Here is an 18314-nt window from a genome sequence, read left to right on the forward strand (position 1 = left end):
TGGAAAACCACCATCCATCAGGTCGACTAACTCTTTGGGTATGGGAAAGGACAGCAGTATGAATGTAAAGCCTGATAATGAGCAGTTTGTCCTTGAACCCATCTATACGCAGCAGGGAAACCTGTTTGCCTTTGAGCTTTTGACTCACGTCGATCTCGCCCGTGGTAATGATGTCCCGGGCGGCGGGCATGGCGAACCGGTGTTCCCCGCTTCCGCCCGCCAGCGCATTGCCCTGTTTGAAGAGCAGCTGGACACCGTTGACTGTCTGACCCGCGGCAACCTGCTGCCGCTGATCTCCGTCAACGTTGACGCCGATATCGCCGAACACGTGTTAAGCAGCAGCGACGTCACCCGCCGCATCGCCACCCTCGGCAGGCTGCGTTTTGAAATCAGCGAAGAGTATTCCCATCTCAACACCCCGGGTGGCGAGAAAATGCTGCAGCGGCTGTCACGCCACTGCCCGCTGTGGCTGGATCATTTCGGCGCGGGCAACTCCAGCCTGGTGACGGTGATCAACGGCAACTTTGAATACGTCAAGATCAATAAGAACTTCTTCTGGCGCTACGGCGAGAGCCATACCTTCGGCAATATCATTGAACATGTGATCCCCTACTGTAAGGGGGTGATTGTCGATGGCGTTGAAAATAATCAGTTTAAAGAGATTTTATTACCCTTCGATATTTCTGGTGTTCAGGGGTTTGTCTGGGAGCCCGGTAATATCCCGGTATTAGCAGCAAGCTGACTATGGAAAGTCAGTATTATAAAAAGAAGATGTAATTATAACTAACCGGAATAATGATCCGGACCCTGTTTTTTTATGCCCCTTAACTGGGGCGGCAGCGTCTTGTCTGTTTACTAAAGGAGTAACCGGTCAGACCAGTTTAACGAATTCAGCAAAGGGAGTTGTCGGGCTGTGGTTTTTCATCGCCCTTTAAAAGTTAAGTTTCATATAAAAATTAACAGTTTGAACGGTTAATAAAAACAAGGCATGACGTCTTTTCATCACGTAGTCAAATAAGTAAACGATTTGTCTCGGGGCCTTCTCCGCTGCCAAATGCCCAATCCTCATGGGAGTAAAAGTTTATGAACAACATAGCTGTAACCGGAAAGGAGAGCGGCGCGACCAACACCATCAATGGTGAAACGGTCACGCTGAACTCTCCCAGCGTTGTAAAGCTTAACCTGGAGCGAGCCGATATCGCGGCCACTACCCGCTCCGGGAATGATTTGATCGTAACGCTACATTCAGGCGAAAAAGTCGTACTGCAGAATTTCTTTGTCGCTGATGCCCAGGGCAATATCAGTGATTTAGTGATCCAGGATGGCCAGGGCGCACTCTGGTGGGTTGAAGATCCCGCGACCGGCTTCCACTTCACATCCATTGCCGGCATCGAAGGCCTGCTGGGTGGCGAAGCATCCAGCAACTATGCTGCCGGTCTGTCGTTCCTCGGTGCCGGCCTGCTGGGCGGCGGCGCCATGGCCCTCGGCCTTGGCGGATCGAATAGCGACAACAACGATACTAACAACGAAAGTGATTCCGACTCGGACTCCGACAGCGACTCCGATGCGGACAGTGACTCCGATGCGGACAGTGACTCCGATGCGGACAGTGACTCCGATTCCGACAGCGACTCCGATTCCGACAGTGACTCCGATTCCGACAGTGACTCAGACTCCGACAGCGATTCTGATTCCGACAGCGATTCTGATTCCGACAGTGACTCCGATTCCGACAGCGACTCAGACTCCGACAGCGACTCCGATTCCGACAGCGACTCAGACTCCGACAGCGACTCCGATTCCGACAGCGACTCAGACTCCGACAGCGATTCTGATTCCGACAGCGATTCTGATTCCGACAGCGATTCTGATTCCGACAGTGACTCCGATTCCGACAGCGACTCCGATTCCGACAGCGACTCAGACGCCGACAGCGACGCAGACGCCGACAGTGATGCTGACGCTGATAGCGATGCTGACTCAGATAGTGACTCTGATTCCGACAGCGATGCCGATGCTGACAGCGATGCCGACGCAGATGCGGATGCCGATGCTGACTCAGACGCTGATGCGGACTCCGATGCAGATGCTGACTCCGATGCGGACGCTGACGCCGATGCGGATGCGGATGCCGACGCGGATGCCGATGCCGATGCCGATGCCGATGCTGATGCCGATGCGGATGCCGATGCCGATGCCGATGCCGATGCCGACGCCGATGCGGATGCGGATGCCGATGCTGACGCCGATGCGGATGCCGATGCGGATGCTGACGCCGATGCGGACGCCGATGCTGACGCCGACGCCGATGCTGACGCCGATGCCGATGCCGACGCGGATGCCGATGCGGATGCTGACGCCGATGCCGATGCCGATGCCGATGCGGATGCTGACGCCGATGCCGATGCGGATGCGGACGCCGACGCCGATGCCGACGCGGATGCGGATGCCGACGCAGATGCCGACGCGGATGCGGATGCCGATGCGGATGCTGACGCCGATGCAGATGCCGACGCGGATGCCGATGCGGATGCTGACGCCGATGCCGATGCCGATGCCGATGCGGATGCTGACGCCGATGCCGATGCGGATGCGGACGCCGACGCCGATGCCGACGCGGATGCGGATGCCGACGCAGATGCCGACGCGGATGCGGATGCCGATGCGGATGCTGACGCCGATGCAGATGCAGATGCGGACGCGGATGCGGATGCTGACGCCGATGCGGACGCCGATGCGGATGCCGATGCCGATGCGGATGCTGACGCCGATGCCGACGCCGATGCCGACGCCGATGCGGATGCGGATGCGGATGCCGACGCCGACGCCGATGCGGATGCTGATGCGGACGCCGACGCCGACGCCGATGCGGATGCGGACGCCGACGCCGACGCCGACGCCGATGCGGATGCGGATGCCGATGCGGACGCCGATGCTGATGCCGATGCCGATGCCGATGCCGATGCGGATGCCGATGCGGACGCCGATGCGGATGCCGATGCGGATGCTGACTCCGATGCAGATGCAGATGCGGACGCGGATGCCGATGCGGACGCCGATGCCGATGCGGATGCTGATGCCGATGCGGATGCTGATGCCGATGCCGATGCCGATGCGGATGCCGATGCCGATGCCGATGCCGATGCCGATGCCGATGCGGATGCCGATGCTGATGCCGATGCGGATGCCGATGCCGATGCCGATGCCGACGCCGATGCGGATGCGGATGCCGATGCTGACGCCGATGCGGATGCCGATGCGGATGCTGACGCCGATGCGGATGCCGATGCGGACGCCGATGCGGACGCCGATGCAGACGCCGACGCCGATGCTGACGCCGATGCTGACGCCGACGCCGATGCCGATGCGGATGCTGACGCCGATGCCGATGCCGATGCCGATGCGGATGCTGACGCCGATGCCGATGCGGATGCGGACGCCGACGCCGATGCCGACGCGGATGCGGATGCCGACGCAGATGCCGACGCGGATGCGGATGCCGATGCCGATGCGGATGCTGACGCCGATGCAGATGCAGATGCGGACGCGGATGCCGATGCGGATGCCGATGCCGATGCGGATGCTGACGCCGATGCGGATGCCGATGCGGACGCCGACGCGGATGCCGATGCCGATGCGGATGCCGATGCCGATGCCGATGCCGATGCCGATGCCGATGCGGATGCCGATGCCGATGCCGATGCGGATGCGGATGCTGATGCCGATGCGGATGCCGATGCGGATGCCGATGCGGATGCCGATGCCGATGCCGACGCCGATGCGGATGCGGATGCCGATGCTGACGCCGATGCGGATGCCGATGCGGATGCTGACGCCGATGCGGATGCCGATGCGGACGCCGACGCGGATGCCGATGCCGATGCGGATGCCGATGCCGATGCGGATGCGGATGCGGATGCCGACGCCGATGCGGATGCTGATGCGGACGCCGACGCCGACGCCGACGCCGATGCCGATGCGGATGCGGATGCGGATGCGGATGCGGATGCCGATGCTGACGCCGATGCGGATGCCGATGCGGATGCTGACGCCGATGCGGATGCCGATGCGGACGCCGATGCGGACGCCGATGCGGATGCCGACGCCGATGCTGACGCCGATGCCGATGCCGACGCGGATGCCGATGCGGATGCTGACGCCGATGCCGATGCCGATGCGGATGCTGACGCCGATGCCGATGCGGATGCGGACGCCGACGCCGATGCCGACGCGGATGCGGATGCCGACGCAGATGCCGACGCGGATGCGGATGCCGATGCCGATGCAGATGCAGATGCGGACGCGGATGCGGATGCTGACGCCGATGCGGATGCCGACGCAGATGCCGATGCCGATGCGGACGCCGATGCTGACGCCGATGCCGATGCCGATGCCGATGCTGATGCCGATGCCGATGCCGATGCCGACGCCGATGCGGATGCCGATGCTGACGCCGATGCGGATGCCGATGCGGATGCCGATGCGGACGCCGATGCGGACGCCGACGCCGATGCTGACGCCGATGCCGATGCCGACGCGGATGCCGATGCCGACGCGGATGCCGATGCGGATGCTGACGCCGATGCCGATGCCGATGCGGATGCTGACGCCGATGCCGATGCCGATGCGGATGCTGACGCCGATGCCGATGCGGATGCGGACGCCGACGCCGATGCGGATGCCGACGCCGATGCGGATGCCGATGCGGATGCGGATGCGGATGCGGATGCCGATGCCGATGCAGACGCCGATGCGGACGCCGATGCCGATGCCGATGCCGATGCGGATGCCGATGCTGATGCTGACGCGGATGCCGATGCCGATGCGGACGCTGATGCTGATGCTGACGCGGATGCAGACGCCGACGCTGATGCGGACGCCGATGCGGACGCCGATGCGGACGCCGATGCCGATGCCGATGCCGATGCCGATGCCGATGCCGATGCGGATGCCGATGCTGACGCCGACGCCGACGCCGATGCCGATGCTGACGCCGATGCTGATGCTGACGCCGATGCCGACGCTGATGCGGATGCCGATGCGGATGCCGACGCCGATGCAGACGCTGATGCGGACGCCGATGCGGATGCCGATGCGGATGCGGATGCAGACGCCGATGCAGACGCCGACGCACCAGATGCACCAACGGCTCTGATCGTTGCTGCGGGCGGTCTGTCGCTGTCAGGTCAGGGCGAACCGGGTACCAGCGTCGCTGTTTACAGCGCAACAGGTACGCTGCTGGGCACCGGTCTGGTCGGTGACGGCGGAAGCTTCACCGTACCGTTGAATGCAGCACAGACCAATGGCCAGAAACTGTCAGTCATCCTGACGGACAGTGCAGGCAATCCATCTGTCCCAGGCATCGCTACTGCGCCAGATACTCAGACACCGAATGCACCAACCAATATTGCTATTGATGATGCCGGTGCTGTGGTAACAGGCAAAGGCGAACCAGGCACCACGGCACGGGTCACCAATGCCGCAGGCGCCCTGCTCGGATCTGCGCTGGTCGATACCGATGGTAACTTCTCCGTCGATCTGACACCTGCCCAGACTAACGGACAGGCGCTGTCGGTCACGCTGAACGATGGCTTTAACACCTCTCTGGCCACTCCGATCAATGCACCAGACACTGAAACACCGGATGCACCGCAGGATCTGGAGCTGACCCCTGACGGCGTCACCCTCACCGGTACCGGAGAACCTGGCACCACGGTTAACGTCACCGGCCCTACCGGTAACAACCTGGGTACCACGGTCGTCGATGAAAACGGTGACTTCACGGTCACGCTGAGCCCGGCGCAAACCAACGGTGAAGTGATTTCGGTCACCCTGAGCGATGCAACGCACACCTCTGCTGCGGAAACCGTCAAAGCGCTGGATACCACCACGCCAGATGCGCTGACCAACGTCGCACTGACGCCGGACGGAACCGTGATTAGCGGTAAAGGTGAAGCGGGTAACACCGTCAAGGTCTACGATGCGTTGGGTAACGTGATCACCACCACCACCGTTCTGCCGAACGGCAGCTTCTCCGTGACACTGCCAACGGCGCAGACGAATGCTCAGCAACTGACGGTCACCCAGACCGACCCGGCCGACCACGAGTCAGCCTCTGTGACTGTGACGGCGCAGGATCTTGACACACCTGATGCCCCTGAAATTACCTCACTCAATCCTGAAGGCACCATCCTGACGGGTACCGGTGAACCGGGCACCATTGTCAAAGTCTGGAATGCTGCGGGTGCTAACCTGGTGGTTGGCGTAGTGCGCGTTGATGCAGACGGTAACTTCACCGTCACGCTGAGCCCGGCGCAGGTCAACGGCCAGGTGCTGTCGGTTACGCTGACGGATGACGCAAACCATACCTCACTGCCGGATACCATCACGGCGCTTGACACCACCACGCCAGATGCACTGACCAACGTGACACTGACGCCGGATGGAACCACCGTCAGCGGCAATGGTGAAGCGGGTAACACCGTCAAGGTCTACGATGCGTTGGGTAACGTCATCACCACCACCACCGTTCTGCCGAACGGCAGCTTCTCCGTGACACTGCCAACCGCGCAGATCAACGGTCAGCAACTGACGATCACTCAGACCGACCCGGCTCTGCACGAGTCAGCCTCTGTGACGGTGACAGCGCAGGATCTGGTCACGCCGGATGCCCCGGAAATTACCTCACTCAACCCTGAAGGCACCATCCTGACGGGTACCGGTGAACCGGGCACCACCGCGAAAGTGTACGGACCGACAGGAAGTCTGCTGGGGTCCATCCTTGTCGGTAATGACGGTAACTTCACCGTCACGCTGTCGCCGGCGCAAACCAATGGCCAGGTACTGTCAGTAACGCTGACCGACGGGGCGAATCATATTTCACCTCCGGCCTCGGTGACGGCAGAAGACACCACTGCACCGTTAGCCGCCACCAATCTGGATGTTTCAGATAATGGTCTGGTTGTCACCGGTCGTGGTGAGCCATTGACCACCGTCAGGATCACCAGCGCCACCGGTGATCTGCTTGGCGAAGGTCAGGTACTGGCGAATGGCAGCTTCACGGTCGCTATCAGCCCGGCACAGATCAACGGCGAAGTGCTTACCGTTAACCTGATCGATGCCAAAGATAATGAGTCTCAGGATGCGACGGTAACTGCGGACTTCCCGACCACGCTCGATGCAGCAACGAACCTTGATGTTGCCGACGGCGGCCTGTTGGTCACTGGCATTAACTCTAATCTGGTCCCGGTAAATGTCACCGTGCGCAATGCCGCAGGCGATATTGTGGGTACCGGTTCGGCACTGCCAGGCGGGCCGTTCACCGTGATTCTGAATGCGGCACAGCTTAACGGCGAAGTCCTGAAAGTCACCCTTACGGACGGCGTGCTGAGCTCACCATCCGCGACGGTAACGGCTGACGATGTCACGGTTCCTCTTGCCCCAACCAACCTGGATGTCTCCGATAACGGTGGCTTCCTGACCGGTCGTGGCGAAGCGGGTACCACGGCGACCGTCAAAAATGCGGCGGGCACCACCCTCGGTACCGCGCTGGTCGATGTTAACGGTAACTTTATCGTGACCCTGACCCCGGCGCAGACCAACGGTGAACTGCTGTCGGTGACGCTTACCGATAACGCAACACCGCCGCACGTCTCACCGGTGGCGTCGGTTACCGCTGACGACACCACGGTCCCGCTGGCCCCAACCAACCTCGACGTCTCCGACAACGGCGGCTTCCTGACCGGTCGCGGCGAAGCGGGCACCACGGCGACCGTCAAAAATGCGGCGGGCACCACCCTCGGTACCGCGCTGGTCAATGCAAACGGTGACTTTACCGTGACCCTGACCCCGGCGCAGACCAACGGCGAACTGCTGTCAGTGACGCTGACCGATAACGCAACACCGCCGCACGTCTCACCGGTGGCGTCCGTTACCGCTGACGACACCACGGTCCCGCTGGCCCCAACCAACCTCGACGTCTCCGACAACGGCGGCTTCCTGACCGGTCGCGGCGAAGCGGGCACCACGGCGACCGTCAAAAATGCGGCGGGCACCACCCTCGGTACCGCGCTGGTCAATGCAAACGGTGACTTTACCGTGACCCTGACCCCGGCGCAGACCAACGGCGAACTGCTGTCAGTGACGCTGACCGATAACGCGACACCGCCGCATGTATCACCGGTGGCGTCTGTTGCCGCTGACGACACCAGCACCCCACTGGCACCGACCAATCTGGACGTTTCAGATAACGGTCTGTTCCTCACGGGTCGCGGTGAAGCAGGTACCACCATCACCGTTAAAAACGTTGCGGGCACCATTCTGGGCACCGTCGTGGTTGACACGGATGGTAACTTCACGGTGCCGCTGAGCTCAGCGCAGCTCAATGGTCAGGTTCTGTCGGTCACCCAGACCGATAGCGTGGGTCATATATCGCCAGTGGCGGCAGTCACCGCTGACGATATCATTACCCCAACCGCACCGGGCAACCTGAGCGTGGCGGACACCGGCCTGACCCTGAGCGGTACCGGTGAAGCGGGCACCACCGTGACGGTGAAAACCGCAGGCGGCGCAACGATCGGCACCGGTACCGTTGCGGCTAACGGCAGCTTCACGGTGACGCTGAACCCGGCGCAGACCACCGGAGCGACCCTGTCGGTCACCCTGACGGATGGCGTCGGTCATGTGTCACAGCCAGGCACCGTACTGGGGGCAATCAACGTCATTGCAACAAATGACCTGATTGAACTCGACTTTACCAGCGTCGCCGGTAACGTCACCAATACGGTACATGCGCCAGTTGTCAGTACGTCACTGGCCGGGGCTTCACTGTTAGGCAGCATCAACCTTAGCGTTCTGACGTCAACCAATGCGCTGATGATCGATGTGGCGGATGGCAGCTCGAAAACGGTGGTGCTGCACGGCTCTACCACTGGCGTTGCGGTAGCGCAGACACTGGCACTGTATGTGTATGAACTGGTCGGCACACAGTGGGTTCTCAACACTGGCCTGTCGCAGGCGAATTACATCTATACGGGGCTGGTTGGACTTAGCGGAACGGGGGCTAACGTCACGCTCAACCTGGACAGCGGGCAGTATGCGGTGGTGCTCGGTCGTACCGGCGGTATTGGTGTATTACCTACCAATACCATCACCGAGACGTCGGATATCAGCCATCTGCCGGTGACCACCGCGTCAACCTCCATCGGAAACGTGCTGGCCAACGACAGCAGCTCCGTCGTGGGCACCGTTCCTGCGGGCACCCTGGTGACCACGGTCAACGGTACTGCGGTCAGCAGCACTGGCACCACCATCGCCGGGCTGCACGGTAACCTGGTGATCAAGTCAGACGGTAGTTACACCTATACCCTGACGCCGGGCGTGGCGGCTTCGTCGGTAACCGGAGTTGAGCACTTCACGTATGCGATTACTACCCCACATAACGGAACCTCAACCGCGACGCTGAACATCACGCTGCATGACGGCGTCTCCGCCACCAGCTTCAGCCTGCTGTCAACTGACACAGACTCGCTGGATGCGGACAGCCTCGTGACCGCCAGCGCGCTGCAGACGACCTCTGCCTCGTTGACCGGTGAGATTCACAGTGTTGACACTGCGATCCACACCGGCACCGATGCAGCTGACCAGCTCAGCAGCACCGCTGACAACGACACCTTCACCCTCGGTGGCGGCGCGGATACCGTGGTGTTCCATCTGCTGGATGCAGAGGACGCCACGGGTGGCAACGGCGTGGATACCATTACCGACTTCACCGTCGGTCAGGACCACATCGATGTCTCCGAGCTGCTCGAAGGCTGGGATGGTTCAGCGGATACCATCGGTAACTTCGTCTCTGTGGAACACAAAGACGGCAACACCGTGGTCTCCATCGACCGTGACGGCACCGACGGCACCCAGTTCAGCTCTACCGAACTGGTCACGCTGGAGAATGCCACCGTTACCCTGGAAGAGTTGTTACAGCAGCAGAACAACACCGTGTCTTAACGGCGGGGTGAGGATGAAAACGGGCACAGGGACGTGCCGCTAAGGATTTGCCAGGGGCCGGTGGCGACTGCCGCCGGTCCCCTGTTTCCTGTTAAGGGTTAGCTGAAGGAGTAATTGGGATTGTTACATGACAAAAAAGTACCTGGCCGTATCAAAGGGCAACACGTCAGACAGCAACAACAGCAAACAGGAAAAACAATGACGTCAAGATTTCGTCACGGTAAACGCAGCGCGGCAGCCCTTCTGATGCTGACCGGCGCACTTATTCCTTACCATTCAGCCTTCGCCGAAGCGCTGGATGAAGACTCCCCCGCGCGCATCAGCGCCAATCGTTTAGTCCCCCAGCAGGATCTGCCCAGCCTGACCGGCGTGGTCCCCGAGCAGTTTCAGGATAAAAGCCCACCGACGCTGAACATCAGCCAGGCGGTGCAGCGCGCCGTGCAGTGGCACCCTGATATTGCCGAACAGGTGGGAAAACTGTTTGAGCAGGACGAGCAGGTGAACTACGCCCGCTCCAAATACTATCCGCAGATTAGCGGCGGCATTAACAACAGCATTGCCAACAACTACGCCGGCCACGGCTACAGCCCCGGCCTGGTGTTATCCATTTCACAGATGCTGTATGACTTTGGCAAAGTCGACAGCTCGGTGCGTTCCGCCAGTGCCGGCGTGGCGCAGCAGCAGGCTAACGTACTGGTGTCCATCGATAAAATTGGCCACGATACCGCCGCTGCCTTAGTCCAGGTGCAGGGTTATCAGCAGCTGGTAAACATTGCCCAGCAGCAGTTAGATTCACTCAACAGCATCGGCGGCCTGGCGCAGCAGCGCAACGATGAAGGCGCCAGCTCGCTCTCCGACGTGGTGCAGACCAACACCCGTATCGAAGGTGCGCGGGCGACCTTAATGCAGTATCGTGCCAACCTTGACCGCTGGCGCGCCACCCTGGCCACCTATCTCGGCTGGCAGGCGGTCAATAAAGTCAGCGACGATTTTCCGAAAAAACTGCAGAACGCCTGCCAGGTGATGCAGCCGGATGACCGGCTGATCCCGACGGTGCTGGCGGCCTGGGCGGCGGCCAATAAAGCGCAGGCCGGCGTCGATTACGCCAACGCCCAGCGCATGCCGACCATCTCGCTGGAGCCGACGGTCACCCACTACCTTAACGACAAGTACCCGAACAGCGCCACCATCGACCGCACCCAGTACTCCGCCAACCTGAGAGTGGAGATGCCGCTGTACCAGGGCGGCGGGCTGGACGCCACACGCAACGCCGCCCAGCATACGCTGGAAGCCGCCAACGCCCAGGTGCGCTCCGCCCGCCTGCAGGCGCGTCAGCAGCTGAGCGCGTCGCAGAATGAGGCGCTCAGCCTCAGCACCACCCTGGCGATCCAGGCACGCCAGCAGGCGCTGGGCCAGAAAACCCGCGAATTGTATCAGCAACAGTACCTGGAGTTAGGTACCCGTCAGCTGCTGGACGTGTTGAACGCCGAGCAGGAAATTTATCAGTCACGTTTTACCGAGCAGCAGACCATCGCCCAGTTGCGCACCCTGCAGCTGGACTGTCTGTACAGCACCGGCCATATTCGCAGTGCCTTTGCTCTGGATAACCAGACCATTCAGCAAGTGGAGATCCAGCCATGAGCCAGGTGATACAGGAACCGCAGGCAGACGCCGACGACGGCGAAAAAAGCCCGATCAACAGCTGGGTTGCGGCGATCGGGCTGATCGCCGCGCACTACCGGCTGGAGTACTCGCCCGGAGGCCTGAAGGCCGCCGCCGGCTGGCAGCAGCAGAAGCCGCTGGCAGCGACGATTAAAAATCTCGGGCGTCAGGCCGGACTGAACGCCCGGCTGCTGGATGCACGAGAGGACGAGATCTCCAGCTGGCGACTGCCGCTGGCGGTTGAGTTAAAGGACGGCCAGGTCGGCGTCATTGAGCGCTTCGACGGTAAGGACACCGTCGGCATCAACTTTATCAACGACGCCCAGCTGGTCACCGAAGTGTCGTTCAGCGGGCTGCTGCCGGATATCCGCCACGTGGCCGCCTTCCGCCCGATTGCGGTAGCCCGCGACGTGCGCGCCGACAGCTATGTGCAAACCTACAAGCCGGACTGGCTGAAAAGCCTGGTGCTGCGCGACCTGAAGCCTTACTGGTACGTGATGCTGGCGGCGCTGATCATCAACACCCTGGCGTTAGCCGGTATCGTGTTCTCGATGCAGGTGTACGACCGGGTGATCCCGGCGCAGTCCTACCCGACGCTGTACGTTCTGTTTGGCGGCGTGCTGATCGCCGTGTTCTTCTCCTTTATGATGCGCCAGACGCGCAGCCACATTACCGACATTCTCGGCAAGCGTGCCGATATCCGCGTCTCCGACCGGGTATTCGGCCACGCCTTACGGCTGCGTAACAGCGCCGTGCCCCGCTCCACCGGCAGCTTTATCTCCCAGGTGCGCGAGCTGGAGCAGGTGCGCGAGATGGTCACCTCCAGCACCGTCTCGGCGATCGTCGACCTGCCGTTCTTCTTCCTGTTTGTTGTCGTGCTGGCGATTATTTCACCGCACCTGGCGTGGATCGCGCCGGTTGCCGCGGTGCTGATGATCGTCCCCGGCCTGCTGCTACAGAAAAAGCTGGCGGGGCTGGCGCGTCAGGCAACGATGGAGAGCACCCTGCGTAACGCCATTCTGGTGGAGAGCCTGCAGGGGCTGGAAGATATCAAGCTGATGCAGGCCGAACAGCGCTTCCAGCAGCAGTGGAACAGCTATATCCAGATTACCGCGCAGTCCGGGGTCAGAACCCGGCATATCACCCAGGGGCTGATCAACTGGGGCAGCACCGTTCAGAACCTGGTGTACGCGGTGGTGATCGTGATCGGTGCGCCGATGGTGATTGAAGGTCAGATCACCACCGGTGCCATCGTCGCTGCTTCCATGCTCTCTTCCCGTATGGTTGCCCCGATGGCCAGCCTGTGCGGCGTGCTGGCGCGCTGGCAGCAGGTGAAATCGGCCAAAGAGGCGCTGGACGCGATCATGCAGCTGCCGGTGGAAAACGGCGGTGACGAAGCGCGGGTGCACTGCGCCTCGCTGTACGGCGACTACCTGTTCAACTCGGCGGTGTTCCGCTATGACCCGAAATCCCGCGTGGACGCGCTGCGCGTCGCCAAGCTGCAGATCCGCCGCGGCGAGCGCATTGCGGTACTGGGGCGCAACGGTGCCGGTAAATCCACCTTCCTGCAGGCGCTGGCCGGCGGTATGGATCTGATCTCCGGCGAGCTGCGGCTGGACAACCTCAGCCTGCCGCATATCGACGTCGCCGACCTGCGGCGCAATATTGGCCTGCTGACCCAGAACGCCCGCCTGTTTCACGGCACGCTGCGCGATAACCTGACCATGGGTGCCCCGCACGCGCGTGATGAAGATATCTTTGCCGCCCTTGAGGTCTCCGGCGGCGCGGAGTTTATCAAAAAGCTGTCGCTGGGGCTGGAGCATAAAATCATGGAGGGCGGGCTGGGGCTGTCCGGCGGCCAGCGCCAGTCGGTGCTGCTGGCGCGCATGCTGCTGCGCGATCCGAATATCGTCCTGCTCGATGAACCCACCGCCTCGCTGGATGAACACACCGAACGGGACTTTATCCAGCGGCTGAACGGCTGGCTGGACGGCAGAACGCTGATCGTCGCCACCCACCGCGCGGCGGTGCTTGAGCTGGCCAACCGCGTGCTGGTGCTGAAAGAGGGTGCGCTGGTGATGGATGCGCCAAAAGAGAAGGCGATGAACCGCGCCCATGAGAAGCAACGCAATCAGGAGCTGAGCGATGAAAATAAAACTGCCTGACGCTAACCGCTTTGACGGTGCCACCATCTCGCTGGACACCGATCTGGACAACACTAACAGCGATGAGAGCAGGCTGGCCGGTTCGGTGCGCGTGGTGTGGATGGCCGCCGCCCTGCTGCTGGTGGCCGGCACCTGGGCCTGGTTCGGTACCCTGGATGAGGTCTCCACCGGCACCGGTAAGGTGATCCCCAGCTCACGCGAGCAGATCCTCTCCTCGCTGGACGGCGGCATCCTCGCCGGGCTGAGCGTGCGTGAAGGCACCGAGGTCAAAGCCGGGCAGATCGTCGCCTGGCTCGACCCGACCCGTTCCGAGTCGAGCGTCGGTGAAAGCGCGGCGCGCTACCGGGCGGCGCTGGCGTCGGCTACCCGCCTGACCGCCGAGGTCAACGATGAAAAGCTGACCTTCCCCGCCGAGCTGGAAAAATACCCTGACCTGCTGGCCTCCGAGCGCCGCCTGTTTAACACCCGCCGCGCGCAGATGACCGACTCGGAGCGGCAGATCAAAGAGTCGCTGGACCTGGTAAAACGCGAGCTGACGCTGACCGAGAGGCTGGCCAACAGCGGCGCCGCCAGCAACGTGGAGGTGCTGCGCCTGCGCCGCACTAAGGCCGACCTCGACCTGAAGCTGACCGATCTGCGCTCGCAGTACTACGTGCAGGCGCGCGAAGAGCTGGCGAAGGCCAATGCCGAAGCCGCTTCGCTCACCGAGGTGATTAAGGGGCGCAGCGACTCGGTACAGCGCCTGACCGTGCGCTCGCCGATGCGCGGCATCGTCAAAAATATCAAGGTCAACACCATCGGCGGGGTGATCCCCCCGAACGGCGATCTGATGGAAATCGTGCCGCTCAACGATCAGCTGCTGATTGAAGCGCGGCTGTCGCCGCGGGATATCGCCTTTATCCATCCGGGCCAGAAGGCGATGGTGAAGATCAGCGCCTACGACTACGCCATCTACGGCGGGCTGGACGGCGTGGTCGAGTCGATCTCCCCCGACACCATTCAGGATGAGACCAAACCCGAAATCTACTACTACCGGGTGTTTATCCGCACCAACGTCGACTTCCTGATCAACAAGCTGGGCAAGCATTTCGCCATCAGCCCCGGCATGGTCTCGACCGTTGACATCAGGACCGGCGAGAAAACCGTCATCGACTATCTGTTCAAACCGTTTAACCGGGCCAAAGAAGCACTGCGCGAGCGCTAATCATCTCTGGAGGAGAAGATATGTTATTAAGCACGTTATTACAGGCGGCCCGCCAGCCGGCGGAAAACTTAGTGGTCGCCGCATTACCGGAAAATTACCCGCAGTGGGTGCTGTTTTTTAGCGTCAGCGACGGGCAGCAGCAGGCCCATACGCAGATCGCCACCGGCAGCAGCTTTGAACAGGCGTGGGCCAGCGGCAGCGCGCTGCTGGAGGCGTGGAACGCCGGACAGCAGCAGGAGATCCGCTGGCTGCGCGTTGACGTGGTCGATGAGGTGATGCCCTGCGCGTGGGGCGAGCTGCAGCGTCGCCTGAGCAATAACAAACGTAACTACTACCGCCGCGGGCTGGCCTTTGACGCCGGTTTTAACGTGGCGATGCTGCCGCAGGAGCTGGGTGCCTGGGCGATTCTGTATGACGCTGCCACGCCGGTGACGATCCCAAACGCCGGCAACCTGGAAAACTACGGCAAAAAACGGTTTGGCACGCCGCTGAGCTGGCCGACTGACGACGAGCAGCCGCTGTGGACCTTCAACACCCGTGGGCTGTTCGCCGACGCCAGCGGCATCTGGCCGATTGAAAATCAGGGGCGGCACCACGGCTATCGCCGGGTGGAGAAGTGGCCGGGGCCACAGCTGCCGGAGGTGATTACCCGCGCCAGCCACTATCTGGCGGGTGAAATCAACGCGGGGGGCGACTTTAACTACGGCTGGTTCCCCTGCTTTGACCGTCCGATCCCCTCGACCAACGCCCTGCGCCACGCCAGCTCTACCTATGCGCTGCTCGAAGGCTGGGAGGTCACCCAGGACCCGCAGCACCTGGCCGCCATTGAACGCGCCCTGGGCCACCTGTGCCGCGAGCTGATCAAAACGGTGACCCTGCCCGACGGCAGCGACGCCGATTTTCTGGTGGACGTTGGCAATGAGATCAAGCTGGGCGGCAACGCGGTGTCGATCCTCGCGCTGGCGAAATACACCGAACTGACCGGCGACCAGCAGTACCTGGCGCAGATGGCGCGGCTGGCCAACGGCATCGGCTTTATGCAGATGGCCGATAAATCCTTCGTACACGTGCTTAACTACCCGGACCTGACGCTGAAGGCCGCCCACCGCATCATCTACTACGATGGCGAAGCCGCCTTTGCCCTGATGCGCCTGTACGGCATTACCCGCAACCCGCGCTGGCTGCAGCTGGTTGAAACCGCCTTCGACTACTTTATCGCGCAGAAGCACTGGCAGGCCCACGACCACTGGCTGAGCTACTGTGTTAACGAACTGACGCTCTACCGCCCGGAGGCACGTTACTACCAGTTCGGCCTCGACAACGTGCGCGATCACCTCGATTTTGTCGCCAACCGCATCACCACCTACCCGACGCTGCTGGAGCTGATGATGGCGGCACAGCGGATGATTACCCGAATCGCGGCGGACGAGCAGCATCAGGCGCTGCTGGCCGGCTTCGATATGGCGAAGTTCGACCAGGCGCTGGAGGCCCGCGCCCGCTACCTGCTGAACGGCTTCTTCTGGCCGGAGCTGGCGATGTTCTTCCGCAACCCGGGGCGTATCACCGGCAGCTTCTTTATCCGTCACCACGGCTTCCGCGTGCGCATCGATGACGTCGAGCACTACCTCTCCGGCTATGTCGCCTACCTGAAGTACGTGCGGGCGAACCAGGCGAAAGCGAAGGCCGACGCGCGGACAAAACGCCTGCAGGCCAGCGACAGCGCCCTGCCCGCCGCGCGGTTAACGCCCGCCGTGCGCGAGCCGCGCATCCTGTTCCTCAGCGAAAACCTGCGTGAGGTGGGCAACGGCATTGAGGTGGCGACGCTGCGCCGCGTGCGGCTGTTTAACGACCATCTTAACCTTGACCCGACGATCCTGATCTCCTCGTTCAATCCGCAGCTGGCTGAGACGGTAGCCCGCTTTAAGGCCAGCGGTAAACTGCCGCAGCGCACCCGGGTAATGAGCCTCTACGACTGGCTGGCCCCGCTGTGTGACGGCGGCAAACTGGCCCCGCTGCCGGCCCTTGCCGATGGCCTGCTGTTGAAGCGTTCTGACGCGCAGCCGGGCGGCCTGCACGTACGGCAGTACGCCCTGCCGGGGCGGGAAAAAGAGCTGTGCTATGAGGACGTGGTCGACGCCCGTCAGCGCATCGTGCTGCGCAGGCACTATCAGCTGCGTCAGCAGAAGAGCGAGCTGCACGACATCGAGGCCGGGCAGCCGTCAGGCCACAGCGTCAGCTGGGCCAGCGAAGAGCTGTTCAACGCTGCGATGGCCGGCATGTGCCTCGATCCGGCGGTGGAGTGGCACTTTGTGGTGGATAAGAACCGGCCGTGGCTGGAGTTTATGCGCCTCAGCCCGCAGAAGTACTGCAACGGCACCCTGACCAGCGTGCTGCACAACACCCATTACCTGACCAACGGTCGCCTCAAGCACAGCTACTCGCAGGTGCTGAACAGCCATGCGGCTTACGACCGGCTGCTGGTCCTGACCGAAGCCCAGCATCGCGACCTGCTGAAGGAAGGGTTCCCGGCAGAGAAGATGCGGGTGCTGCCTAACCATATCGATAACCCGCAGGCGGGGAAAAAAATCAGCAAAAAGGCCAGCAAGCGGGTGCTGCTGATGGCGCGCTACGCGCCGGAAAAACGTCACGACCTGCTGATACGCGTGTTTGAAAAAGTGCTGGAGGCGGTGCCGGACGCCGAGCTGCACACCTACGGCGTCGGGCGGCTGCGCGCCAGCCTGCAGCAGCAGGTGGCAGAGAAAGGGCTGGAGAAACAGATCCACATCAACGGCTTTAACGGCGATCTGGCGGAGATCCACCGCAACAGCTGCTGCGCGGTGATCTGCTCCGATCAGGAGGGGCTGCCGCTGTTTGGCCTGGAGTCGCTGGCGTGGAGCACGCCGCTGGTCAGCTTTGATATCAAGTACGGCCCGCACGATCTGCTGGCTAATTTTAAAGCCGGTAAGCTGGTGCCGGACGGCGACGAAGAGGCGCTGGCCGCCACGCTGATCGACCTGCTGCAACATCCGGGCAAGCTGCGCGCCCTGCGCGCCGGCGCGGTAAACAGCGCCGCGCGCTTCTTCACCCCGGTGATTGCCGAACGCTGGCAGCAGTGGTGGGATGAGATGCGCCAGCTGGCGGCAGGGCGGGCCGGACGTCAGGCTGAGCCCGTGGTGCAGACAACGGCGGCGGTAGAATAACGCCCGCCAGGGCAGCAGGACGCTATTCCCGCACCCCTGACTGAGGGTGGAGCAATGCCCAGCCAGGCAGAGAATGGATGA

General features: G+C 62.0%; 6 protein-coding genes. All 6 read left to right on the forward strand.

Features of this window, described 5'->3' with window-relative positions; translation table 11 throughout:
• Positions 1-58: 58 nt before the first annotated feature.
• Entirely contained in the window at positions 59-742 is a 684-nt protein-coding gene (locus GKQ23_RS16925; RefSeq protein ID WP_212408941.1) for an EAL domain-containing protein, read from the forward strand.
• Between the two features lie 341 nt (positions 743-1083).
• Positions 1084-10002 (forward strand): Ig-like domain-containing protein, encoded by an 8919-nt coding sequence (locus tag GKQ23_RS16930; protein WP_212408942.1) that lies wholly within the window; start codon positions 1084-1086, stop codon positions 10000-10002.
• A gap of 246 nt (positions 10003-10248) precedes the next feature.
• On the forward strand, positions 10249-11643 hold the full coding sequence (locus tag GKQ23_RS16935; RefSeq protein ID WP_056237191.1) for a TolC family outer membrane protein: 1395 nt from the start codon (positions 10249-10251) through the stop codon (positions 11641-11643).
• On the forward strand, positions 11640-13829 hold the full coding sequence (locus GKQ23_RS16940; protein WP_212408943.1) for a type I secretion system permease/ATPase: 2190 nt from the start codon (positions 11640-11642) through the stop codon (positions 13827-13829). The genes GKQ23_RS16935 and GKQ23_RS16940 overlap by 4 nt, the downstream gene beginning before the upstream one ends.
• Positions 13830-13929: 100 nt before the next feature.
• A complete protein-coding gene (locus GKQ23_RS16945; protein ID WP_249168537.1) occupies positions 13930-15033 on the forward strand; it encodes an HlyD family type I secretion periplasmic adaptor subunit in 1104 nt (367 codons plus the stop codon).
• Positions 15034-15053: 20 nt separating this feature from the next.
• Positions 15054-18233, forward strand: coding sequence for a glycosyltransferase (locus GKQ23_RS16950; protein ID WP_212408945.1), 3180 nt, complete (start codon positions 15054-15056; stop codon positions 18231-18233).
• The last annotated feature ends 81 nt before the right edge of the window (positions 18234-18314 follow it).

The organism is Erwinia sp. E602 (genome assembly GCF_018141005.1).
Taxonomy (GTDB): Bacteria; Pseudomonadota; Gammaproteobacteria; order Enterobacterales; family Enterobacteriaceae; genus Erwinia.

What these genes read in the sequence shown, in the direction of transcription:
- GKQ23_RS16925 (WP_212408941.1), top strand. Translation starts at nt 59, where the DNA reads ATGAATGTAAAGCCTGATAATGAGCAGTTTGTCCTTGAACCCATCTAT.
- GKQ23_RS16930 (WP_212408942.1), top strand. Translation starts at nt 1,084, where the DNA reads ATGAACAACATAGCTGTAACCGGAAAGGAGAGCGGCGCGACCAACACC.
- GKQ23_RS16935 (WP_056237191.1), top strand. Translation starts at nt 10,249, where the DNA reads ATGCTGACCGGCGCACTTATTCCTTACCATTCAGCCTTCGCCGAAGCG.
- GKQ23_RS16940 (WP_212408943.1), top strand. Translation starts at nt 11,640, where the DNA reads ATGAGCCAGGTGATACAGGAACCGCAGGCAGACGCCGACGACGGCGAA.
- GKQ23_RS16945 (WP_249168537.1), top strand. Translation starts at nt 13,930, where the DNA reads ATGGCCGCCGCCCTGCTGCTGGTGGCCGGCACCTGGGCCTGGTTCGGT.
- GKQ23_RS16950 (WP_212408945.1), top strand. Translation starts at nt 15,054, where the DNA reads ATGTTATTAAGCACGTTATTACAGGCGGCCCGCCAGCCGGCGGAAAAC.